Here is a 20,857-nt window from a genome sequence, read left to right as displayed (position 1 = left end):
CATTCCAAAAAGGGTTAAATTGGTATGATTCATCTTTCGATCTGTGAAGATAGTAACTGTTGGCAGCAGGTCATTTGTCACAAGCTTTCAATTGGCTGGAGTTCCAGGAATAATTTCAGAGACTCCAGAGGGAGCACTAGATGAAATCAAAAAATTATCTGGTGACTCTGATGTTGGATTAATTCTTGTCAGCGATGATATCTCAGAGCCAATAAATGATCAGCTCACAGATCTTCGTGCACAATCATCAACATTGGTATTTGCCTTACCCTCTGTTGGAAGCAAAAAGACCGAAGTTGACTATCGTGTAATGCTCAAAAAGATTTTGGGTGTCTAACTAGTAACCATTATTGCAAAAGCAACTGCTAATCCTGATAGAATAACTCCTTCAATTATTCCAATTAGCATATTTTGATTTTTTAGAAACTTTGGAGTCTTGTCTATTGATTCTTTTTCCTTTTTTGTCTGCTCCCTTTGCAAATCCACATACTGATTGAATTTTTCTATCAGCTTTGATTCCTCTTCAGACTCTACCCAGTCAGGCTCATAGTTATCCCAGCGTGCCATCTAATTATGCTGCAAAAAAATAGAATATGAATAAATTCATGTTCACATTGGCCAAATTGTTACGAAAAAATAAACATTTTTTGCATTTTCATTAATGTACTTATACTCATCAGCCGTCATTTTTTTATGAAGACTGCCTTTGTTGAAAAACCATCAGTTGTTTCAATCAAGGATACCTCATTACCAGAATTAGGTCCTGGTGATATTCTAGTGCAAATGCAGTGTTGTGGAATTTGTGGCTCTGATGTTGAAAAAGTGTTTGGTCAATACGGTCAACCATCAATGAAATTAGGACACGAGCCAGCTGGTACGGTCTTAGAAGTTGGCAGTAATGTGACTGATTTTAAAAAAGGTGATCGTGTCTTTACTCATCATCACGTTCCTTGTTATTCATGTCATTACTGTACGCATGGAAATGAAACAATGTGCAAAAAATACTATGAGACAAATCTCTCCCCATGTGGATTATCAGAGCAGTACATTGTACCCGAGTGGAACGTAACACATGATGGTGTACTAAAACTTCCAGACTCTATGAGCTTTGAGGAGGCATCAATGATTGAGCCCCTTGCGTGCTGTACCAGAGCATGGTCAAAGATTGATTATCATAAAGGAGACTCTGTAGCAATTTTTGGTGTTGGACCAACAGGAATGATGCATGTTATGCTTTCACAGGCATACGGATTTGACAAAATATTCTGTCTTGATGTCAATGAGTATAGATTAGACTTTGCAAAAAAATTCAATGTTACTAAAACACTTCATTCTACTGATAATTCCAGAAAAGAGATTATTCTAGAGGAGACATCCGGACGTGGAGTTGATGTTGCAATTGTTGCCACTGGAAATCTAAATGCTTTACTTGATGCAATTGACCTTGTGCGAAAAGGAGGAACAGTAATGATGTTTGGTGTTCCATCAAAGGGTGATACGATAAATCTTGACATGAGTGCAGTCTACTCCAAAGAGATAACGCTGCTTACTAGTTATGCCGCATCTGATAATGATACAAAAGAAGCACTGGAGCTCATTGCAAATTCTAGAGTTGATGTAAAACAATTAATCACTCACAAGTACAATATTGCAGATTCTCAAAAGGCATTTGAGCATGCAAAAACCGGATTAAATGCAATGAAAATAATTATCACAAAATGAGAAAGGCTTAAGAAAGGTATTTCGTTTCTTTTAAAATCGAAGTAAATTGGACTGGGGATTAAAAAACAGACTAGCACGAATCATCAAACCTCAAGATAATCGGGCATTAATGCTAGCAGTTGATCACGGATACTTTTTGGGTCCTACAGAAAGACTAGAGAATCCAAGAAAGACAATTGCCCCGCTCTTGAAATACTGTGATTCACTAATGCTCACAAGAGGAGTACAGAGAACATCCGTAGACTCTAGATATCCGATTCCTATCGTCTTACGCGTTTCTGGAGGTCCAAGCATTATTGGTGAGGACCTTTCACAAGAGCAAATTACAGTTAGCATCAAAGATGCAATCAGATTAAACGCGAGTGCATTGGCAATGTCTGTCTTTGTTGGTTCCAAATATGAAAATCAAACAATTGTAAATTTGGGTAAACTAGTCAATGAGGCAGAAGACTATGGCATTCCTGTATTGGCAGTTACTGCAGTTGGAAAAGAATTAGGAAAAGATGCAAGATATCTGTCACTTGCATGCCGCGTTGCAGCAGAGCAGGGTGCTCACATTGTCAAGACATACTATTGTGATAACTTTGAAAAAGTTGTAGACTCTTGCCCTGTGCCAGTGATTATCGCTGGTGGAAAAAAGATTCCAGAACTTGACGCACTAAAATTAACATATAATGCAATCAAAGCAGGCGCAGTCGGCGTAGATATGGGAAGAAACATCTGGCAATCTGATTATCCTGTACCGATGATTAAAGCCGTGCGAGCAATAGTTCATGGCAATGCAAATGTAAACAAAGCCTATGAATTGTACAAGAAATTTGTCAAGGAATCCCCAAAGAGAAACCCCCAACAAAACCCAAACAAACAAAATCAAAACAAACCAAAACCACAGCAGAATCAAAACAAAAACAAACAAAAACCAAACAAACCACAAAACAAACCAAATCAGAACAAAAATAAATCTAAAAAATAATCTAAGAGCCTATCTTTGACAGGTGAATATGTGCTATCTTCCATGTTGGCTTTTTGACTAGCACAAATGTTGCTCTGCCATTAATTGAGATGTGCTCTCCAGTGAATGCCTTGTTGTCAACAAGCATTCCTTTCTGATTTAGCTCAAATGCAACCACTGCGGTATTATCAAAAATGCTGATCTTTGGATTTTTTATCTCATAGGAATAATCTGATATGCTGATAAAGCGAAGCTCTTCTAGTGCAATTGTGGTCTTGTAGTCTTTTAGATCATATGGCGGCACATCACTAAAGCTTGAAAAATTTGGATCATCTAACTGAATCTGACTTAGCGATGATAGGTCCTTTGTCTTTCCTGATTCAAAAAATGTCTCAATAACTTTGATAATCTCTGAGGTGTCTGCCATTTGTTTTTCCGTTTTCCCATAGCAAGTTAAACCTTCTTAGGATGTCTGTCTTTTTGCAATTCTCCTAGCAATCTTTATTAATTATCAGAGAAGCTTTATTCTGACTGATATGAATAAATCGACTGATAAAACAGCACTTTTTCTGCTGGTTGTACTACTGTAAAGTCAGTCCAAATTTTAACAATTAAAATTATGGAAGTTTTGTTTGGTGATATAATATGGAAAATATGATTGGTGCCGCTGCATTGATGAAAGCATTGGAAAAAGAAGGCGTTAAGGAAGTCTTTGGGTTACCGGGAGGTGCAAACCTACCAATGTATGATGAGCTATTCAAGTCAAACATTAGGCATATTCTTGTAAGACATGAGCAGTCTGCAGCTCACATGGCAGACGGCTTTGGCCGTGTAAGTAGAAAACCAGGTGTCTGTTTTGCAACATCAGGCCCTGGAGCAACAAATATTCTAACAGGAATCGCCACAGCACAAGCAGACTCTGCACCAATGGTTGCAATCACGGGTCAAGTTCCAGTCAAAATGATTGGACGAGACGCATTTCAAGAAAGTGATATCATCGGAATGGCAAACCCTGTTGTAAAATATGCATTTCAACCAAGAGATGCATCAGAAATACCCGAAGTTGTCAAAAAGGGATTTTACATTGCCGAGACTGGAAGGCCTGGTCCTGTACTATTGGATATTCCAAAAGACGTTCAACAAAATGAAGCAAAGATGACATTTCCTGAAGAATTTAAAATTCGTGGGTATCATCCATGGACTGATCCTGATATCTCAAAGATTGAAAAAGCAATTGACATGTTGTTATCAGTTGACAGACCAATAATTTTGGCAGGCGGTGGTACTATAATTTCTTCTGCTTTTGCAGAGTTGCAAGCTATTGCAGAGATGTTGATGATTCCAGTTGTTACAACGTTTAAGGGAAAAGGTGCATTTCCTGAGAATCATCCACTATCATTAGGACCAATTGGTATGCACGGTCATGCAGAAGCAAACAAGCTAATGACTGAAGCTGATTGTGTTTTAGCAATTGGAACTCGTTTCTCTGATAGGTCAGTTGGAACATTTGAAGAGTTTGAGAAAAATTTGAAGATTATACACATGGATGTTGATCCTGCAGAGATTGACAAGAACCAAACAAGTCAGATTGCAGTAGTTGGAGATGTCCGTGCATCATTAAGAATTATGGTAAAGATGCTTATGCAAAAGGCACTAAAACAAGACGAAAACAATGAGTGGCTAAAACATGTAAAGGAAGTTAAGGAATACTGGAGAGAAAACTTGAAACTACATCCCGGCGAGATGAGTGCTGCAAGAATTCTAAGAAAACTCCGTGATGTTTTACCAAAGGAATCAATTGTCACAACAGAAGTAGGGCAACACCAAATGTGGGCATCATTATTCTATGATGTTATACAGCCTGGAACTTTCTTTAGCTCAACTGGATTGGGTACAATGGGTTGGGGATTCCCTGCTGCAATAGGTGCAAAGGCTGCAAAACCTGATGTTCCTGTAGTTGACATCGCAGGAGATGGAAGCTTTAACATGACTGAGAACTCACTTGCAACGTCTGTTTTGGAGAATTTACCAGTCATTGTATTCTTGGTAAATAACTACACACTTGGAATGGTTGCACAGTGGCAGAGAACATTTTATGACCGAAGAATGATTGGCGTTGATCAAAAACATTGTCCTGATTATGTTAAATTAGCAGAGTCATACGGCGCACAAGGAATACGTGCTCAGTCACTTGATGAGTTAGAGCATGCAATCAAAGCTGGTCTCAAGAGTGATGTTGCAACAGTCATTGATATTCCAATTGATCCTGAAGAGGATGTATTGCCATTTGTAGCACCTGGAACTTCATTAAAGGAAATGATTTTACCTTCGTGATCAAAATGTGGGCAATTTTATCAATCCTAGTTGAAAACAAACCTGGAATATTGTGGAAGATTACTCAGTTGTTTCGTTCACGAAACTTTAACATAGATAGTATTTCTGTAGGCGTAACAGCTGATCCTGATATATCAAGAATGACTATTACTACGTATGGAGATGAAAAACAAATTAAACAAATCGTAAAACAACTTGACAAAATGATAGATACCGTAGAGGTTCGTCAGTTAGATGAGCACAAAACGGTTTACAGAGAATTAATTCTATTCAAAATAAAGATAAACAGTCCAAGCGATAGCATGGAGATTAACAAGATGGCAAACGCATATGGCGGCAAAATCCATGATGTCAAAAAGGAATCAATTATGGTTGAGCTTACTGCAACACCTGATCAGATTAGGGCATTTGAGGAATTAGCAAAGCCATTTGGGATTATAGAGACTGCAAGAACAGGGATTGCTGCATTACAGAGGGCAGGTTCTCATGAAAGTTAGAGTATTTGATACTACATTACGTGACGGAGAGCAGACTCCTGGTATTTCATTATCTCCTGATCAAAAATTATCCATTGCAAAGAAGCTAGATGATCTAGGAGTTGATGCAATTGAGGCTGGCTTTCCAGTGATTTCAAAGGGAGAGCAAAATGCAATCAAGATGATTACTCAAGCAAATCTCAAATCTGAAATTTGTGGACTAGCCAGGACAAACAAAAAGGACATTGATGCTGCAGTAGACTCTGGTCTAAACTACATTCACACCTTTATTGCAACATCTGACATTCACTTGGAGTACAAGCTCAAAATGACAAGGGAACAAGCATTGGAAAAAGCTATAGAGGCTGTAGAGTATGGCAAGTCACGTGGATTACAAGTAGAGTTTTCTGCAGAAGATGCAACAAGGACCGATAGAGAATTTCTCAAAAAAGTATTTGGCGAGGTTGCAAAGGCAGGTGCAGACAGAATTGACATTCCAGATACTGTTGGATATTCAACTCCAGAATACATATCACAAATAACAAAGGATGCAGTTGATGCAACACATCTTCCAATCAGTGTGCACTGTCACAATGACTTTGGGTTGGCAGTTGCAAATGCACTTGCCGGTATTCATGCAGGAGCTGAATGCGCACATGTAACAATTAATGGCATTGGTGAGCGTGCAGGAAATGCATCATTAGAGGAGTTTGTTATGGCATTGCAATGCTTACCATATGGGGAAAAATACGAGACTAACATCAACTCTAAACTACTTTATGACGCATCACGATTTGTTTCAAAAATAGTTGGAATTCAAGTCCAACCAAACAAGGCTATAGTTGGCGAAAATGCATTTGGCCACGAATCCGGAATCCACACACACGGTGTTTTGAGTAATCCATTGACGTATGAGCCAATCAGTCCTGAACTAGTTGGCAGAAAGAGATGGTTGCAGGTAGGAAAGCATGCTGGAATTCATGGAATGAATGCAATGCTAGATGAGTATGGAATCAAACCAACACAGGAACAGGCAAAAGAGATTCTTGAAAAAGTAAAGAGCTTAGGTGATCAAGGAAAACAAGTAACTGATGTCGAGTTGTTATCCATTGCTAGTGATATTCTAAAAGAACAAGGCGTAAAGAGAATTGTCCAGTTGACTGGATTTTCTGTTTCTACTGGCATCGGAACGATGCCATATGCTTTTGTCAAGCTAAACATTGATGGACAAGAACTCTCGGCAACTGATTATGGTGTAGGCCCCGTTGATGCTGCACTAAATGCAATTCAAAAGGTTACTGGAAAAATTGCAGAAGTTAGAATCAAAGATTATGGTTTGGCATCAATCTCTGGTGGCTCCACTGCATTATGTGAAGTAACTATACGAGTTGAGGATGCACAAGGGAATCATGTCTCTGCAAAATCAATTGGTGAGGATATTGTCACTACTAGTGTTCAGGCAGTAATTGCTGGAATTAACAGATTAATGCTCAAAAAAATGCTAAAGGAAAAACAGATAGGAAACTAATCTTAAATCCTCAAATATTCTAAAAGAGTTGGTAAAGATGTATAACGTTTCATTAATTACTGGAGATGGAATCGGACCTGAATTATCAGAATCTGTAGTTACTATTCTAAAGACAATTCATGACAAGCTTGATTTGAAATTTTCAATAAAACGACTAGAGGCAGGTGATAAGGCTTTGAAAAATACTGGCAAGGCCTTGCCTGATGAGACAATGTCTGCAATCAAAAATTCCCAAGTGTGTCTCAAAGCACCTGTTGGTGAGAGTGCAGCAGATGTCATAGTTGTATTACGTCGTGCACTAGACCTTTATGCAAATATCCGACCTGCAAAATCGTATCCACACATGCCTGCATTACGTGAGGACATTGACATGGTAATTGTCCGGGAAAACACGGAGGATTTGTACACTGGCCAAGAGTTCTTAATTGACAATGCTGCTGTTGCCATGCGTATCATTTCTGAACCTGCATCAAAAAGGATTGCAAAATATGCCTTTGAGACTGCACAGAATAGGAATTTACAAAAAAAGGTAACCTGTGTACACAAATCAAATGTAATGCGAGTAACTGATGGCTTGTTTTCAAAAGCGTGTGCAGAAGTTGCAAAAGATTATCCTGATGTGACATTTGAGCAGATGTATGTTGATGCATGTGCCATGAATTTGATTCGACAGCCCGAATTATTTGATGTCATAGTTACCACAAATCTTTTTGGTGATATCTTATCTGATGAGTCATCTCAAGTTGTAGGGGGTTTGGGGATGGCACCTGCTGCAAATATTGGTGATGACTTTGCACTCTTTGAGCCAGTGCATGGTGCTGCATTTGATATTGCTGGAAAGAACATTGCAAATCCATCCTCGTTTATCTTATCGATGAGGATGATGCTTGATTGGTTGTCACAAAAGTACAATGATGAAAAATGCAGACAAGTTGGTGACACTCTGGAAAAGACCGTCTATGATGTAGTAAAGGATGGAATTAAAACAAAGGATATTGGCGGAGACAAGACAACTGAAGAATTTACAAAAGAGATCGTTTCAAGACTGGTCTAGTCTTTTTCTTTTTTAAGATCTGATGATGGTGGATGTAGGGACCAAAAGAACAAAGCTAATCCTACTGGTATCATGATTAAAACTGCAGCAATTAATGTCAGATAGTAAAAGTTTGGGTCTAGTCCTGGTAGAAATGGGCCTGGATACACTGCATAAAACCACAAAAATCCAATAAATCCAAGAACGATTTTGTTTTTCTTTAACAGCTTCTTTACTCCTAATCTACGTTTTTTGATGTAGCACTGTTTGCACCGTGTTCTGTCATCAGTCATACATGATGTACAACATCTTGCATCACAAAAGTAGCATTTCCTATCCCCAAATACAGAACCACAAAAACTGCATTGTTGCAATAATACAAAATGTGGCTTTTTCGAATTTATCTTTTTAGGGTCTTAATCTGTCTGGGTCTCTAGGATAGAGTACAACTTCTCTTACATTGTCAATTCCAATCAGAGTAGTCATTAGTCTATCAAGACCTAATCCCCATCCAGAGTGAGGAGGCATTCCCCAATCAAATGCTTGCAAGTGGTCCTTAAACAAGGCAGGGTCTAATCCCTGTTCTGCTAGTCGTGCCTTGAGTATTGCAGGATCATGCAGTCTCGTTCCTCCAGATGATAACTCCAAGTATCCATATTGTAAATCAAAGGAGCGAGACAATGTTGCATCCTCGTCCTTTTCTCTAATGTAAAATGGTTTTAGCTTCAATGGCCAGTCTGTTAGAAAATAAAATCCTGGATGCTTTTCACCAACTAGTCTTAAATGAGAATCAAGAAGGTCGTCTCCAAATTCTATCTTCTGATCAAGTGATTTTAACTCATCAACTACTTGGGAATATGCAACACGATCAAATGGTGCATTTGGAACTTTGATCTCATATTCAATCTCTTCTTGTTCCTTTTTGCAATTCTCTGATGTAAATTTGTAAACTTCCATGACAAGTGACTCTAGAACATTCATCACATCTGTATAATCCATAAATGCAGCTTCAATGTCTACACTTGTAAATTCACTAAGGTGTCTTCCGGTGTGTGACTTTTCTGCTCGATAAAAGTTTGAAATCTCAAAGACTCGCTCTAGTCCTATTGTCATCTGTTCCTTGTACAACTGCGGACTCTGTGCAAGGTATGCGGTTCTGCCAAAGTATTCAAGTGAAAAAAGATTTGCACCACCTTCACTTGCACTACCAATAATCTTCGGTGTAGTGATTTCGATGAATCGTTTGTCTGATAATGTCTTTCGTAATATTGCTAAAACATGGTGACGAAGCTTGAAGATTGATGCAGTCTTTTGATTCCTCATATCTAGTGCTCTAGAGTTTAACCTGTTGTCGATGTTACTTTCTAATCTGCCAATAGGATCAATTGGTAAAGGATGAATTGCTTTTCCTAAAACATCTATCTCCAGTGCTAATATTTCACAATCAAAATCCTTGGCTTTGGTATCCTGAACTTTACCTTTAATGAAAACTACGCTTTGTCTGTTTAGTCCTTCAAGCTTGTCATTTAATTCTCCTTTTACAATTACCTGAATGATTCCAGAGACATCTCGTAATGTGAGAAATGTCATCTTGCCAAGTTTTCGTAAATCCTCTATCCATCCGCCAAGCTTGACTTCCGAATTAATCAAAGAAGAATTGACATCTAATATATCGTGAGTCTTTGCAAATCCCAAAATTAGTTTCTCCGTGATTCTTCAAACTCGATTTCGATATCAAGATTTCTAGCATTTTTGACTATTTGAGAGACCTTTTTAACATCAATGGGGAATCTAGGAGTCCACTTGCCTGAAATTACGGCCTTTGTCTTCTCAATTCCTCCTGGGGCCCAAACTGAATTTATCGATAATACCTTTGTTGGAAAGAAGAGGTCCTCTATGAATCGCTTGTTATTTTCTCCTTCTTCAACAAGCCAAATTTTTCCTGAAAACTCTCCCTGAATTAATCCGTATAATGTTCTACTTTGTCTGATTTTTTGAATATCTTGTTTACTAAATCGCAGTATGAAATTTCCATCTATCTCTTTGCACCCATGTAAGGTAAATTGATCAATCTGTGGGTGCGTCTTTGCCAATCTAGCTAAGATAATTGATGCATCCACATCTGCTTTAGTAAGATCTCCTGATTCTACCTTTGACTCGCATTGTGGACATAAAACTGCATTTTTTGCATCAAAACCACAAATTGGAACTTGCATGATAAATCACATAATTTCAAATAAAGTTGTTTATATCCCTTGGTCCCAAAAACGTTTTTCGAATCTAATTTTACTAAACAAGAAAATTTATCTACCTACTTTTCATCACGCATTTGATGGAGGAGAAATTTGTTTCCGTTGACGGAAACAAAATTCGTTACCTTGAATCTGGAAAGGGAAACGATGTTTTGGTGCTTATCCATGGATTGGGCGCATCAGCTGAAAGGTGGGAGTATGTCATTCCCATTTTTGAAAAACACTATCGATTGATAGTTCCTGATCTAATAGGATTTGGGTATAGTGACAAACCTCTAGTTGATTATACTCAAGAGTTTTTTGTAGATTTTCTTTCTCACTTCTTAAAAGAGATCTCTATTTCATCACCAATTTTGATCGGATCATCATTTGGGGGGCAAGTCTGCGCAGAATATGTTTCAAAGTATGATAATGTCAAAAAACTAGTTCTTGTTTCGCCCTCTGGTGCAATGTCTCAATCAACTCCTGCATTGGAAGCATACGTGATGGCTGCATTATATCCAACTGAAGAAGGGGCAAAAAATGCATTTGAGCATATGGCGGGAGATGAAAAAATAGATCCAAAAATCATAAACGGCTTCATAGAGAGAATGCAGCTACCAAATGCAAAGATGGCATTCATGTCTACTTTACTTGGACTAAAAAATAGTAACGACATTACTGATCATCTAAAAAAAATAGTATCTCCAACATTGATAATTTGGGGGGATAAGGATCCTGTAATTCCTCTAGAATATTCTAGTAGTTTTGTTTCGGCAATTCGTGATTGCAGGTTTTTTAACATGGAACATTCTGGGCATACTCCTTACGTCGATAATCCAGAATTATTTACAGAAACGGTGATTAATTTTCTTGATGAATAACAATACCTTTATATTCCACATATGACCTTCTATTACCTATGAGTGGTAATCAATACCAATATAATCCTGCTGAAATGTTCAAAGAATGGATTCAAAAGAGTGGAAAGGCGCAAGCAGAATTTATGAAAAATTTTGGTGACCTTATGCAACAAAACCAGAACAAGTTTGATCCCCTAGTAACCCTACAGGAAGTTGCAAACAAGACTACTGAAGCCCAAGAGAATATGATGCAAAACATGAATAATATGCAATCCAAAGGATTTGAACAAATTTTCCAAATGAATCAAAATCTCCCAAATTTCCTAAATTGGGGAGCTTACAAAACTACCGTTGGAAGTAACGGTAGAATTTCAATTCCAGAGGCCGAACGCGATGCACTCGGAATCAAGGAAGGGGATCTTATTCAGGTCGTTATCCTTCCAATTTCAAAAAAGTCAACCAATAAGGAGGTGAAACAATGAGTAGCACAAACAATAGTCCAAAAGATATCTTCGCAGTATATCAGCAAAACGTTGACAAATGTATTGATTCAATAAAGAAAGCAGTACCACAATATCATCAAGCAATTTCTAATGTACAACAAGAATACTTACAAGCAGTTGAGAATCTAGTAAATTCATCATTTACCACACAGAAAGAGACTTCTAGAAGAGCAGGAATTACTTCCAACATTCCAGAAGCAACCCTAAAAGTAATTGATGAGACCACAGAACAACTACTAAAAGGTACAGCAGTTAACAATCAAGTAGCATTAGCAGCAATTAATGCAACACAACAAAACATCAAGACATTCAACGATAATGCAAAAACCTTTGCAGATATGAACAAAAATATCATGCAATCCTGGATTTCTACATTTACCCCTTCAAAATAGAAGGCTAGAATCCATTCTTTTTGTTTTTTAAAATTTTTCTTTTATTTTATGATCTTTCCTTAAGCCATTCGCCCAATTCTGGCAGTACGACTTTTTGTGATAATGAACTTGCAATCATTCCTACGTGTCCTGTTGGATAGATTCGTATGGTTTTGTCTTCACTTCCTACTCCGTAATGCAATGGCATACTGCACTCTGGTGATACGAGATGATCACCTACGGCAACCTGAGTGAAAATCGGCATGGTGATATTTTTCAACGATACATGTTGGTTACCAACATACATCTTGTTTTGAATCAAAAGATTTTCTTGGTAGATGTCTCTAATCCATTGCTTGAATAGTGCTCCCGGAATAGGCGGTGTTTCTGATAGCCATTTTTCGACTCTCATGAAATTATCTACAAAATTCTCATTTTCTATATTGTTAAAGAAGTTCAGATACTTTTCAATTCCCTGCTCAAATGGTTTTAGAACTGAAAAGCAGTAATACATGAATTCTGGAGGCATGTTTCCGACAATTTCAACCATTTTATCGACATCCATGTGCTTTGCAAGGTTGCTAATCACAGTAGTGTCCTTCCAACCATCAATTACTGGCGCGGTTGCAATGAAGTTTTTTACATTCTCTGGATGCAGTGCTGCATATGTTGTTGCTATAGTTCCGCCTGTACAATACCCTTGTAATGAAACCTGTTCTACACTAGATTCGTTTTTAATAAATTCAACAGAATTGTGCAAGTATCCGTTAACATAATCGTCAAAATCAAGATACTTGTCAATGTTTGATGGACTTCCCCAGTCTAGCATATATACATTGAATCCTTGCTCCAAAAGATTCTTCACCCAACTCTTTTTTGGATGAATATCTAAAATGTGATATCTATTGATCAATGCATATGCAATAATAATTGGAGTTTTGTGTTGTGTCTTTGTTAATGGTTTGTAGTGAAGCAGTCTGGCTTTGTCTTCTTGATATGCGACATCATATTCTGTACTCTCAAAATTAAACTCATCTGGGGCTGATACTAATTCAGATGCTCTAGAGATATTACTACTAAATCTTAGAATATTCTCTACCATCTTTGGGTCTATGTTTAATTCATTTGAAATTTTTTTCATTTTAATTTCCCTTTTCTTTTGACTCGTACTGTCTAACCTTTGACTCTAGTTTTGATACTCGTTTTCTTAATGAATGAATTTCCCTATAAACCTCATCCATCTCTTGTTTGTTTGGCAGATTCGCCGATTGTAAGACTACGTTCATTATATTATTCCAATGTTTTGTTAATTCCAACTCCTTTGAAACAAGGTGACCATAATTTTCTCCAAAGTGCTTGGAATCAAATAATTCTGTAAAGTCATTATCAAAGATGTCAATCCAAACTCTCTTGTATGCCTCATAGTTTTCAGCGTCTTGGGGAATTTCGGGAATCTTTAGGTTTACCTTCTTTTGAGCCTCTACCCATGTCTCATTTAGCTGCTTGTAATATTCGGTAAGGTGTTCATTAAATTCCGCCAAATCCTCATTTGACTCCATTAACTCTATTGAGATTTTCTTTGCATTTTCAGCAAAGTTTCTCATTGGCCCTACTGACATCAGGGCTTGCGGCTTACTGTACATCAAATTGATGAGGTCTGTCCAAAATAATGATACGTGTTTATAGTAATCCTTAGGATCTGAAAACTGATTCTTCACGTTGAACGTTATAATTCGATCGCAATAAATAGCTGTATTGACTGAAAGTTGAGATATGGCCGATATAAGTAAACTAGAGGATATTTGTGCGAAAATTAAGGATTTAGACCCAAAAGTCCGTTTTGCTGCAGTGATTAATGAGCGTGGAAGACTGATTGCAGGCGGCATGAAAGAAGGTGTTGAACCACTAGAGACAGAAAAAGACGACGAAATGCTGTTTATGGAACTAGCTTTGAGAGTAAAGATGAGAAAAGAGTTTGATAGACAACTAGGCTCGGTTCAGTTTGCCTTGGCCGCCCGAGAGAGAGCACTTGCATTGAGTTTTCTACATGGTAATGATGTGTTGTATGTGGTAGCCGAGCCTGATGCCGACTATGGTGCTTTACCAAAAAAAATTCTAAAAATAATAAAATAAAGTTTCAATTAAAACCAAAATACTTCCGTACCTTTGAGTATACATGACATTTCTCTCAGTTAGTGGATTATCAGTAGTTTATCCTACTTCAAAAGGAAATATCCATGCAGTAGAGAATCTATCATTTGATTTAGAGAATGGACAATCAATAGGAATTGCCGGTGAGAGTGCATGTGGAAAGAGTACTCTTGGACTTTCAATAATCCGAATGTTACAAGGTGGTAAAATCACTTCTGGAAAGATACTCTTTGAGGATGACTCTTTGTTGGATTTACCTGAAAATAAATTTGAGAAAGTTTTTCGATGGAAAAAAATCTCAATGATATTTCAGGGCGCAATGAATTCCCTTGATCCTGTTTTTTCAATAAATGAACAATTCCAAGAAATACTAAAACAACATCATTTTGATGGGGACTCAAAAAAAGTGATTCTTGATGTAATGAAAGCAGTTAATCTTGATGCATCTGTTTTGCAGAAATATCCCCATGAGCTAAGTGGTGGTATGAAACAACGAGTAATTATAGCAATGGGGTTATTGCTAAAACCAAAATTTGTAATTGCCGATGAACCTACTACTGCATTAGATGTTCTTATTCAGGCACAAATAATCAACTTGCTAAAGAATTTAAAAAAAGAAGGTATGTCAATAATGCTTATCACTCATGATCTTGCAATATTATCTGAGATTGCAGATGTGATTGGAATCATGTATGGCGGTCAAATGATAGAATTTGGTTCCTCAAATGATATCTACAAAAATCCCAAACATCCATACACAAAAGGATTGTTGGAATCTATTCCAAGACTACATGGTGATAAACCAAAATTTATTCCAGGTGATCCCCCAAGTCTATTAAAACCAAAATCAGAATGTCGATTTATTGATAGATGTCCAATGGCATTTGAAAAATGTAAAAAAGATCCTCCAAATTTTTCAACTGAAACCGGATACGTAAAATGTTGGCTCTATGAGTAGAGCTTCACTATTGGAAGACAAGAATCTATAATTCTTAACACTTCGCTACGAACAACTTTTTTGTCAATAGATATCCAAATTCTGATCTTTTTTATTGCAAATGAGATGGTTTGAACCTTTTTTCTTTCTTCCCAAACAAATTCAACCTCTCCTAAACTCTTATCAAAAAATGCTTCTAAATCAGTTTTAATTGCAATATGAGAGAATTGGTAATGTGTATTTTTTGCATTTAGAAGTGGCTTTAGATCTGATCTTCTATAATATGATAATAATTCACCGCTTGAACCAATTACTCCTACAAATCTAATGTATGGACTAATCTTTGCAATAGCTATTGGGATTTCACTAAAATTTTTTTTGACCATGGGAGTTTCACCAGAATATGTTATTTTAATGATTATGAAAATTAAACATGTATCTCATTTTTTATAGTTAAATAATGCTGACCACTCGTTGTTGTGTGGATTTTTCTGATTTGTTTCCATTCGCACCTGAAGTTGGTTACTTTGGTTTAACACTGGTGAGCTTTTTTGGTTCTCTTGTCCCATTTGTTCCTCTTCCATCGTTTCTTTTACTGGCAACAATGGCCGTTGGGGACCAATTCAACATTCATGTTCTTGCAATAATATCTGCTATTACATCTACCGCTGCAAAGCAAATCATCTTCTATGTCAGTTATGGTGGCCGCAAGATAATTACTGAAAAAACAAGAAAACGTATGAGGCCATTTGAAAGACTAGTAAAACGATATGGTGCAGGGGCTGCCTTTTTTGCAGCAGCTACTCCTATACCTGATGATCTAGTATATGTTCCACTGGGACTTGCAAAGTATAATCCAAAACGATTCTTTATTGCAACATTTACTGGAAAACTCGTGCTTAGCTATGTGATTGTTCTAATATCTCATTTTTTGGGGTTGTCTCTTGTAGACCCATTCCTAGAAGACATTGATGACGCAACCCCAATTTACATTGGAATAATTGGTTTTGGAGGAATGCTTACTGGTGTTGTGATTTTACTTTTACGACTAGACTGGGCAAAAATTTTAGGTAAATTTGCTCCTTGGACATTAGATGATGTCAATGACGATAAAAAAGACTCTAAAGATTAATTTTAAAATTCCATTTCTTGTCTAATCCGTTTCTTATTCCAATTCGGTGACTGGAATATACCTTACAATCATTTTGCGTATCTGAAATAAACAACTCTGATTTTTTTGTCAAATCCACACCGTATTGTTTTTTTGTAATCTTTAATGCTTGAGTCAGCTTTGCAGGACCATTTGTTAACTCTTCAATTTTTTTGTTTTTTCTATTTTTTATCATATGATCTAATCCTTGCACAGGTTTTATTGCTCGAATTAGTACTGCCCCTGCATCATAATTATCATTTCTTGCAACTGCATTGACGCAATAATACATACCATAAGTAAAATACACATATGCTCTACCCACTTCTCCAAACATTGCTTTGTTGCGTTCAGTCATTCCTCTAAACGCATGACTTGCAGGATCATCATTGAATCTATAAGCCTCAGTCTCTATGATGATTCCTGAGAAGGTCTTTTCTCCAATCTGTCTAACTAGAATCTTACCTAGTAGATTCTTTGCAACATCTACAGTATCATCTGAATAAAATTTTCTTGGTAATGGTCTCATCTTATTTTTTTATAATACTAGCTATTTTTTTCATGTCTTTTTTTAGCACATCTAGTAATTCGTGATTGTAAATCGTTGCTGCAGGGTGAATGGTGATAAAGTATCTATTTCCCAAATGCTCCACTATCCTTCCTCGATTCTTTGTAATGTTATTGCCTCCTAGAATAGAACCATATGCAGTGTTTCCCATGATGCAAATAATTTTTGGATTTATCTCCTTTATTTCAGATTCTAAATAATTAGAGCAAGCCTCTCTTTCACCCGTACTGGGGATTCTGTTGTTAGGTGGTCTGCATTTTACAACATTTGTAATGTAGATATCTTCTCTAGCAATTCCTGCCGACTCTAGTGCTGCAGTGAGTTTCTTTCCTGCAGCACCAACAAATGGCTCTCCATTTTTGTCCTCACTTCTTCCTGGTGCTTCCCCTACAAAGATTACCTTTGAGTGAAGGTTTCCCTTGCCTGGAACTGCATTGGTCCTTGTCTCACATAATTGACAATTTGTACATTTTGTGACCTGGTTTTTTATCTCCTCAATGCTAGGCATTTTTTGCCTCTCCCGTACTTTTTACGGTGGCTACCGCTCTAATGGTTGGTCCGCCGTTTCCCATCATCATTGACTGCATAGGATCACCCTTTCCACAATTTGTAATTGGTCTTATGGTAAAGTCATTTCCACATGCGTCAATTGATCTGAAAAATTCAGGAGCAGTGCCCATTACAATTACATCTCTTTGAAGGTCAGTGATTTCACCATTTTCAATTTTATTTGCATATTGGCAAGAGATACTCCAGTTGTACCTTTTCATATCGATTGATGGTATCTTCATGTTTGAAATCAAATATCCTGACTTTACATCTTTGATAATTTCATCTGGATTCCAATCTCCACCATCAATACAAGTGCATGCCATCCTAATCAGTGGCATGAACTTGTATGATGCTGCTCTCATGTTTGCATTAGATTCTACCTCAAAAATTTTTGCTGTTTCATTATTTTGCAAATGCCTTTTCAATACTCCTTTCTCGATAATATTAGTCCTTGATGACTCTATCCCTTCATCATCAAACTCATACCAGCCTAGCGTTCCTTCTACTGAAGGATCATCAAAGACATTTAATTCACTAGAACCAATCTTCTCGCCGAGTTTTCCTGCCCACCATGAACCTCCTGCCCATGCCATTTCTTTTCCCAAAACCCTGTCTGCTTCAGATGGATGACCTAAAATCTCATGAGTTAGCAAGCTTACAAAATCTGGATTAAACACCAATGTTGTTTTCTCTTCTTTGATTGGTTTTGCGTATACTAGTTTGGATGCTTTATCTGAAATCTCATCTGCAACTTTTAACAAGTCGATTTCGTCAGAAATTTTTTCAATTCCTCCTCTTCCTCCTTCTGTAATATTGATTGATTGTGTAATTCCAGAATCCCTTGCAGTAGCTATCAGATCTACTATGGTATCAGTATAGTTTTGACTAATCCTTGAGCCATAACTGTCTGCATAATATTTTGATGTGGTCTTAAAATAAAGATTAACTGTTGATTTTATGATGCTTCTTTTTTCTCTGATGATAGAATCGCACTCAGTTCCAATTTTGATCAATTCTTCTAAGGCTGGAGTTTTTTTTACTGGATAGTCCTTTTTTGCTAGATGTGTCTTTTCCTTTGAGAATTTTATTTTATTAGAAAATCTCTGAGTGGAATTTATGGAATCTATTATTTTTTCTCTTATTATCTCAAATGAGCCTGGATTTGATATTGAGCAAAAACCCCACACGCCATTTTTTAGAACTCGTATCCCAATTCCTGCATCTATTATCGAGTCACACTGCTCAGTTTGCCCATTTTCTATTATTGCCTTCTTTGATGAATATGACTCTGATCTGACATCGCAATACTCAGCCCCCAAGTCCAGTGAAATTTGGATAGACTTGTCTACAAAATCCTCAAAATTCATGATTTAATATCTAATGTTTCCTAAATCACTGTATCTTTATTTTTTCTTTGTTGGGATTGTATAGTAGAATTCATCCTCAAACCCATAGTCTGTTTTTCCTTTTTTTCGTAAACCCATGAAGTACTCTGTGCAATTTGCATAAAATTCATTATTCTTTTGGCTTGAGATGTTATTCATTGCACTGCCTTTTCTTTCGTTAATTTCTCTTTTAGAGTAAGATAATTTGTGTAATGAGGTTTGAATTATTTAGCTTGATTGCCCAAAGGGGGGTTTTTTGGTAGGGTGAAAATGAACTTTGTACCGATATTTGGCGTACTCTCAACACGAATTTTGCCTCCATGCCCTTCGACTATTCCTTTACTGATTGCAAGTCCTAGTCCACTACCACCTCTCTCTCTTGTCAGTGAAGCATCAACTTGGTAGAACTTCTTAAACAAATCTTTTTGTTTTTCTAAAGGAATACCGATTCCATTATCTTTTACTGAAATCTCTACGTAGTCATTATTTTCAGTGACATCAATGTCAATTGATCCTTTGTCAGAATGAATTGCAATCATGCTATTTTTAATTAAGTTGTTAAGTACCTGCCCTATTCTCTCTGAATCATGAACTACAATTATTTCTGGGCTTGAATGATTCAGTTTGATTCCCCTTCTTTCAGCTTCTGGCTTGAATGATGTCACTGCCTTTTCTATGGTCTTTTTAATACTGATGCTCTCCTTTTTCATTCTTAATTGGCCCAAGTCTAATTTTTGCGCATCAAGCAAGTCAGAAATAATATCTAGTAACGATGATGAGCTTGATTTTATTATTCTCAATCTCTCTTTTTGGTTGTCGGTTAATTTTCCTAAATGCTCCCCGAGTAGAATGTCTGCATAGCCTTGAATTGGTACCAAAGGCGTCTTTAATTCATGTGTAATCATCGCTAAGAATTCATCTTTTGCAAGGTCTGTCTTTTTTGCCTCTTCCTCTTTTTGTTTGATAGTATCTGACATTATGTTGAATGTATTGACAAGCTGTCCGACCTCATCTGATGCGTTATACTCTATCCTTTCTCCATAGATTCCCTCTTTGACCCTTGAGAGTGCAGATGTAATCATCTCCAATGGGTTTAGTGATTGTCTGATAACAAAAATTACCAAAAAGAATACTATGACGTCTACTGCTAATAATACCTGAATGATGGTTTGCTGTTGTGCTTCACCTAAATTCAATTGCCTATTCCATGCATCCAAAAAGTTATCTAGTGCATCAAGCAGAATGCTCTTTTGTTTCTCAAGATTCTTTCGTGCTACGTCAAACTCTGGAGATAGTAATGATCTCTCCTCCAAGGTTTGAATTCTTAGCTGAACTGCTTCCCAAAGGGGATCTAACTCCCTTAGTGATTCTGAATTTTCACGTGGAGTAGGAATCAAATCTTCTGGCTCTTTTCCTACTGATTGATAATCTAATCCATCAATTGGTACTTGCAATAATTTTCTTAATCCTATCTCAAAAGATAATCTATCTTGTTTTAGTTGCACTTGTGCTCCTTCTCCTTCTCCAATAGATATGAGAAGTGCCTGTTGACCAATTCTATTTGCAAGCTCTTGAAGCTCATTTGCAATTGCTTTATGGCGATTATAGTCTCTATCTAGCACCTCTAAATCTTTGACTAGAGAATTTGTAGTGAGAATTAACTCTCCGTTTTTCTCTAATACATAATTCAACGAGTTTACTGCATTTTGATCAAAAACCGATGTTTTTTGAACTTGATTTGCACTCATTTTGTAATTCTCCCAAGCCTTTAGAACTTGATTATATTCTGGGTTAATCTGATTTGGAATTGTAACTATTGATTCTCCTCTGATTGTTCCACCATTTTTGAAAATCTTTAGTACGTTATCAAAATCATCTGTTTCTTTTTTTAGATTGTCTCTGTCCGCGTCATTGCCACCTGCAATCGAGCTTGCAAGACTTGATACAGTCTCTGTCTTTACTTTAAGATCTCCTGCCCTGATAATAGAATATGATTCAGACGTTCCAATTTCCTGAACCTGGTAAAGCAGAAATAAATTTACAATTGCGGCAACAATTACAATTCCAACTAGTAAGTAAGTCTTGTAGATTAGCTTCATGC

26 protein-coding genes are annotated in these 20,857 nt (G+C 36.9%); 13 read left to right on the top strand and 13 right to left on the bottom strand.

Features of this window, described 5'->3' with window-relative positions:
* Positions 1 to 43: 43 nt before the first annotated feature.
* Positions 44 to 337 (top strand): V-type ATP synthase subunit F, encoded by a 294-nt coding sequence (locus C6988_RS00305; RefSeq protein ID WP_182132423.1) that lies wholly within the window; start codon positions 44 to 46, stop codon positions 335 to 337.
* Here the strand turns inward: C6988_RS00305 and C6988_RS00300 are convergent.
* Entirely contained in the window at positions 334 to 567 is a 234-nt protein-coding gene (locus C6988_RS00300; protein ID WP_182132421.1) for a hypothetical protein, read from the bottom strand. The genes C6988_RS00305 and C6988_RS00300 overlap by 4 nt on opposite strands.
* A gap of 126 nt (positions 568 to 693) precedes the next feature.
* Between C6988_RS00300 and C6988_RS00295 the strand changes: the two genes are divergently transcribed.
* Together C6988_RS00295 and lsrF are read left to right on the top strand one after the other, a co-directional pair.
* The gene (locus C6988_RS00295; protein ID WP_182132419.1) at positions 694 to 1,722 is read left to right on the top strand and encodes a zinc-dependent dehydrogenase; all 1,029 of its coding nucleotides are present in this window, start codon (positions 694 to 696) and stop codon (positions 1,720 to 1,722) included.
* Between the two features lie 46 nt (positions 1,723 to 1,768).
* Positions 1,769 to 2,695: a 3-hydroxy-5-phosphonooxypentane-2,4-dione thiolase gene (gene lsrF / locus C6988_RS00290; RefSeq protein ID WP_182132417.1), complete on the top strand. Its 927-nt coding sequence runs from the start codon at positions 1,769 to 1,771 to the stop codon at positions 2,693 to 2,695.
* Position 2,696: 1 nt separating this feature from the next.
* Here the strand turns inward: lsrF and C6988_RS00285 are convergent, their stop codons facing one another.
* Entirely contained in the window at positions 2,697 to 3,101 is a 405-nt protein-coding gene (locus C6988_RS00285) for a YybH family protein (protein ID WP_182132415.1), read from the bottom strand.
* A 218-nt stretch (positions 3,102 to 3,319) separates the two neighbouring features.
* On the opposite strand from C6988_RS00285, the gene ilvB reads away from it, so the two are divergent.
* Genes ilvB through C6988_RS00265 form a run of 4 tightly spaced genes read left to right on the top strand, consistent with a single transcriptional unit; the run spans position 3,320 to position 8,066 of the window.
* Complete coding sequence (gene ilvB / locus C6988_RS00280) at positions 3,320 to 5,008, top strand: biosynthetic-type acetolactate synthase large subunit (protein WP_182132413.1); 1,689 nt, start codon at positions 3,320 to 3,322, stop codon at positions 5,006 to 5,008.
* 5 nt (positions 5,009 to 5,013) lie between these two features.
* Positions 5,014 to 5,505 (top strand): acetolactate synthase small subunit, encoded by a 492-nt coding sequence (gene ilvN / locus C6988_RS00275; protein ID WP_182132410.1) that lies wholly within the window; start codon positions 5,014 to 5,016, stop codon positions 5,503 to 5,505.
* Positions 5,495 to 7,012, top strand: coding sequence for a 2-isopropylmalate synthase (locus C6988_RS00270; protein WP_182132408.1), 1,518 nt, complete (start codon positions 5,495 to 5,497; stop codon positions 7,010 to 7,012). The genes ilvN and C6988_RS00270 overlap by 11 nt, the downstream gene beginning before the upstream one ends.
* A gap of 37 nt (positions 7,013 to 7,049) precedes the next feature.
* Positions 7,050 to 8,066 (top strand): isocitrate/isopropylmalate dehydrogenase family protein, encoded by a 1,017-nt coding sequence (locus C6988_RS00265; RefSeq protein WP_182132406.1) that lies wholly within the window; start codon positions 7,050 to 7,052, stop codon positions 8,064 to 8,066.
* Here the strand turns inward: C6988_RS00265 and C6988_RS00260 are convergent.
* From C6988_RS00260 to C6988_RS00250, 3 genes are read right to left on the bottom strand one after another with little or no spacing between them, the layout of a single operon-like run.
* Complete coding sequence (locus C6988_RS00260) at positions 8,063 to 8,419, bottom strand: hypothetical protein (RefSeq protein WP_255464089.1); 357 nt, start codon at positions 8,417 to 8,419, stop codon at positions 8,063 to 8,065. The two genes, C6988_RS00265 and C6988_RS00260, sit on opposite strands and share 4 nt — an antisense overlap.
* Before the next feature lie 34 nt (positions 8,420 to 8,453).
* Positions 8,454 to 9,740 carry an aspartate--tRNA(Asn) ligase gene (gene aspS / locus C6988_RS00255; RefSeq protein ID WP_182132404.1) on the bottom strand — a complete coding sequence of 429 codons (1,287 nt, stop codon included), beginning with the start codon at positions 9,738 to 9,740 and terminating at the stop codon, positions 8,454 to 8,456.
* Positions 9,741 to 9,742: 2 nt separating this feature from the next.
* Complete coding sequence (locus C6988_RS00250; RefSeq protein ID WP_182132402.1) at positions 9,743 to 10,261, bottom strand: transcription elongation factor NusA; 519 nt, start codon at positions 10,259 to 10,261, stop codon at positions 9,743 to 9,745.
* 116 nt (positions 10,262 to 10,377) lie between these two features.
* Here C6988_RS00250 and C6988_RS00245 point away from each other — a divergent pair, with 116 nt between their 5' ends.
* Genes C6988_RS00245 through C6988_RS00235 form a run of 3 tightly spaced genes read left to right on the top strand, consistent with a single transcriptional unit; the run spans position 10,378 to position 12,034 of the window.
* Positions 10,378 to 11,160, top strand: coding sequence for an alpha/beta fold hydrolase (locus tag C6988_RS00245; RefSeq protein WP_182132400.1), 783 nt, complete (start codon positions 10,378 to 10,380; stop codon positions 11,158 to 11,160).
* 38 nt (positions 11,161 to 11,198) lie between these two features.
* The gene (locus C6988_RS00240; protein ID WP_182132398.1) at positions 11,199 to 11,621 is read left to right on the top strand and encodes an AbrB/MazE/SpoVT family DNA-binding domain-containing protein; all 423 of its coding nucleotides are present in this window, start codon (positions 11,199 to 11,201) and stop codon (positions 11,619 to 11,621) included.
* The gene (locus tag C6988_RS00235; protein WP_182132396.1) at positions 11,618 to 12,034 is read left to right on the top strand and encodes a hypothetical protein; all 417 of its coding nucleotides are present in this window, start codon (positions 11,618 to 11,620) and stop codon (positions 12,032 to 12,034) included. The genes C6988_RS00240 and C6988_RS00235 overlap by 4 nt, the downstream gene beginning before the upstream one ends.
* A 46-nt stretch (positions 12,035 to 12,080) precedes the next feature.
* On the opposite strand, the gene phaC is transcribed toward C6988_RS00235, so the two are convergent.
* Positions 12,081 to 13,145 carry a class III poly(R)-hydroxyalkanoic acid synthase subunit PhaC gene (gene phaC / locus C6988_RS00230; RefSeq protein WP_182132493.1) on the bottom strand — a complete coding sequence of 355 codons (1,065 nt, stop codon included), beginning with the start codon at positions 13,143 to 13,145 and terminating at the stop codon, positions 12,081 to 12,083.
* Between the two features lie 10 nt (positions 13,146 to 13,155).
* On the bottom strand, positions 13,156 to 13,656 hold the full coding sequence (locus tag C6988_RS00225; RefSeq protein WP_182132491.1) for a poly(R)-hydroxyalkanoic acid synthase subunit PhaE: 501 nt from the start codon (positions 13,654 to 13,656) through the stop codon (positions 13,156 to 13,158).
* A gap of 130 nt (positions 13,657 to 13,786) precedes the next feature.
* Here C6988_RS00225 and C6988_RS00220 point away from each other — a divergent pair, with 130 nt between their 5' ends.
* Both C6988_RS00220 and C6988_RS00215 read left to right on the top strand, forming a co-directional pair.
* On the top strand, positions 13,787 to 14,146 hold the full coding sequence (locus C6988_RS00220) for a DUF6659 family protein (protein WP_182132394.1): 360 nt from the start codon (positions 13,787 to 13,789) through the stop codon (positions 14,144 to 14,146).
* A 43-nt stretch (positions 14,147 to 14,189) separates the two neighbouring features.
* Positions 14,190 to 15,122, top strand: coding sequence for an ABC transporter ATP-binding protein (locus C6988_RS00215; protein WP_182132392.1), 933 nt, complete (start codon positions 14,190 to 14,192; stop codon positions 15,120 to 15,122).
* Here C6988_RS00215 and C6988_RS00210 read toward each other — a convergent pair.
* Positions 15,113 to 15,487 (bottom strand): hypothetical protein, encoded by a 375-nt coding sequence (locus C6988_RS00210; RefSeq protein ID WP_182132390.1) that lies wholly within the window; start codon positions 15,485 to 15,487, stop codon positions 15,113 to 15,115. The two genes, C6988_RS00215 and C6988_RS00210, sit on opposite strands and share 10 nt — an antisense overlap.
* Before the next feature lie 95 nt (positions 15,488 to 15,582).
* Here C6988_RS00210 and C6988_RS00205 point away from each other — a divergent pair, with 95 nt between their 5' ends.
* The gene (locus C6988_RS00205) at positions 15,583 to 16,233 is read left to right on the top strand and encodes a VTT domain-containing protein (protein ID WP_182132388.1); all 651 of its coding nucleotides are present in this window, start codon (positions 15,583 to 15,585) and stop codon (positions 16,231 to 16,233) included.
* On the opposite strand, the gene C6988_RS00200 is transcribed toward C6988_RS00205, so the two are convergent.
* From C6988_RS00200 to C6988_RS00180, 5 genes are all read right to left on the bottom strand, one after another.
* A complete protein-coding gene (locus tag C6988_RS00200) occupies positions 16,223 to 16,780 on the bottom strand; it encodes a DNA-3-methyladenine glycosylase (protein ID WP_182132386.1) in 558 nt (185 codons plus the stop codon). The two genes, C6988_RS00205 and C6988_RS00200, sit on opposite strands and share 11 nt — an antisense overlap.
* Position 16,781: 1 nt before the next feature.
* Positions 16,782 to 17,327: a uracil-DNA glycosylase gene (locus tag C6988_RS00195; RefSeq protein ID WP_182132384.1), complete on the bottom strand. Its 546-nt coding sequence runs from the start codon at positions 17,325 to 17,327 to the stop codon at positions 16,782 to 16,784.
* A complete protein-coding gene (locus tag C6988_RS00190) occupies positions 17,320 to 18,738 on the bottom strand; it encodes a TldD/PmbA family protein (protein WP_182132382.1) in 1,419 nt (472 codons plus the stop codon). The genes C6988_RS00195 and C6988_RS00190 overlap by 8 nt, the downstream gene beginning before the upstream one ends.
* 36 nt (positions 18,739 to 18,774) lie before the next feature.
* A complete protein-coding gene (locus C6988_RS00185; RefSeq protein WP_182132380.1) occupies positions 18,775 to 18,915 on the bottom strand; it encodes a hypothetical protein in 141 nt (46 codons plus the stop codon).
* A 65-nt stretch (positions 18,916 to 18,980) separates the two neighbouring features.
* A complete protein-coding gene (locus tag C6988_RS00180; protein WP_182132378.1) occupies positions 18,981 to 20,855 on the bottom strand; it encodes a sensor histidine kinase in 1,875 nt (624 codons plus the stop codon).
* Between the last annotated feature and the right edge of the window lie 2 nt (positions 20,856 to 20,857).

This window comes from Nitrosopumilus sp. b1, assembly GCF_014078545.1.
Taxonomy (GTDB): Archaea; Thermoproteota; Nitrososphaeria; order Nitrososphaerales; family Nitrosopumilaceae; genus PXYB01.
The sequence above is the reverse complement of the archived record's forward strand: the minus strand, read 5'-3'. Positions and strand labels throughout refer to the sequence as shown.

Coding starts and splice junctions, on each gene's coding strand:
- C6988_RS00300 (WP_182132421.1), bottom strand. CDS start 567: ATGGCACGCTGGGATAACTATGAGCCTGACTGGGTAGAGTCTGAAGAG.
- C6988_RS00295 (WP_182132419.1), top strand. CDS start 694: ATGAAGACTGCCTTTGTTGAAAAACCATCAGTTGTTTCAATCAAGGAT.
- C6988_RS00285 (WP_182132415.1), bottom strand. CDS start 3,101: ATGGCAGACACCTCAGAGATTATCAAAGTTATTGAGACATTTTTTGAA.
- ilvB (WP_182132413.1), top strand. CDS start 3,320: ATGGAAAATATGATTGGTGCCGCTGCATTGATGAAAGCATTGGAAAAA.
- ilvN (WP_182132410.1), top strand. CDS start 5,014: ATGTGGGCAATTTTATCAATCCTAGTTGAAAACAAACCTGGAATATTG.
- C6988_RS00270 (WP_182132408.1), top strand. CDS start 5,495: ATGAAAGTTAGAGTATTTGATACTACATTACGTGACGGAGAGCAGACT.
- C6988_RS00265 (WP_182132406.1), top strand. CDS start 7,050: ATGTATAACGTTTCATTAATTACTGGAGATGGAATCGGACCTGAATTA.
- C6988_RS00250 (WP_182132402.1), bottom strand. CDS start 10,261: ATGCAAGTTCCAATTTGTGGTTTTGATGCAAAAAATGCAGTTTTATGT.
- C6988_RS00245 (WP_182132400.1), top strand. CDS start 10,378: ATGGAGGAGAAATTTGTTTCCGTTGACGGAAACAAAATTCGTTACCTT.
- C6988_RS00240 (WP_182132398.1), top strand. CDS start 11,199: ATGAGTGGTAATCAATACCAATATAATCCTGCTGAAATGTTCAAAGAA.
- C6988_RS00235 (WP_182132396.1), top strand. CDS start 11,618: ATGAGTAGCACAAACAATAGTCCAAAAGATATCTTCGCAGTATATCAG.
- C6988_RS00225 (WP_182132491.1), bottom strand. CDS start 13,656: ATGTACAGTAAGCCGCAAGCCCTGATGTCAGTAGGGCCAATGAGAAAC.
- C6988_RS00220 (WP_182132394.1), top strand. CDS start 13,787: ATGGCCGATATAAGTAAACTAGAGGATATTTGTGCGAAAATTAAGGAT.
- C6988_RS00215 (WP_182132392.1), top strand. CDS start 14,190: ATGACATTTCTCTCAGTTAGTGGATTATCAGTAGTTTATCCTACTTCA.
- C6988_RS00210 (WP_182132390.1), bottom strand. CDS start 15,487: ATGGTCAAAAAAAATTTTAGTGAAATCCCAATAGCTATTGCAAAGATT.
- C6988_RS00200 (WP_182132386.1), bottom strand. CDS start 16,780: ATGAGACCATTACCAAGAAAATTTTATTCAGATGATACTGTAGATGTT.
- C6988_RS00195 (WP_182132384.1), bottom strand. CDS start 17,327: ATGCCTAGCATTGAGGAGATAAAAAACCAGGTCACAAAATGTACAAAT.
- C6988_RS00190 (WP_182132382.1), bottom strand. CDS start 18,738: ATGAATTTTGAGGATTTTGTAGACAAGTCTATCCAAATTTCACTGGAC.
- C6988_RS00185 (WP_182132380.1), bottom strand. CDS start 18,915: ATGAATAACATCTCAAGCCAAAAGAATAATGAATTTTATGCAAATTGC.
- C6988_RS00180 (WP_182132378.1), bottom strand. CDS start 20,855: ATGAAGCTAATCTACAAGACTTACTTACTAGTTGGAATTGTAATTGTT.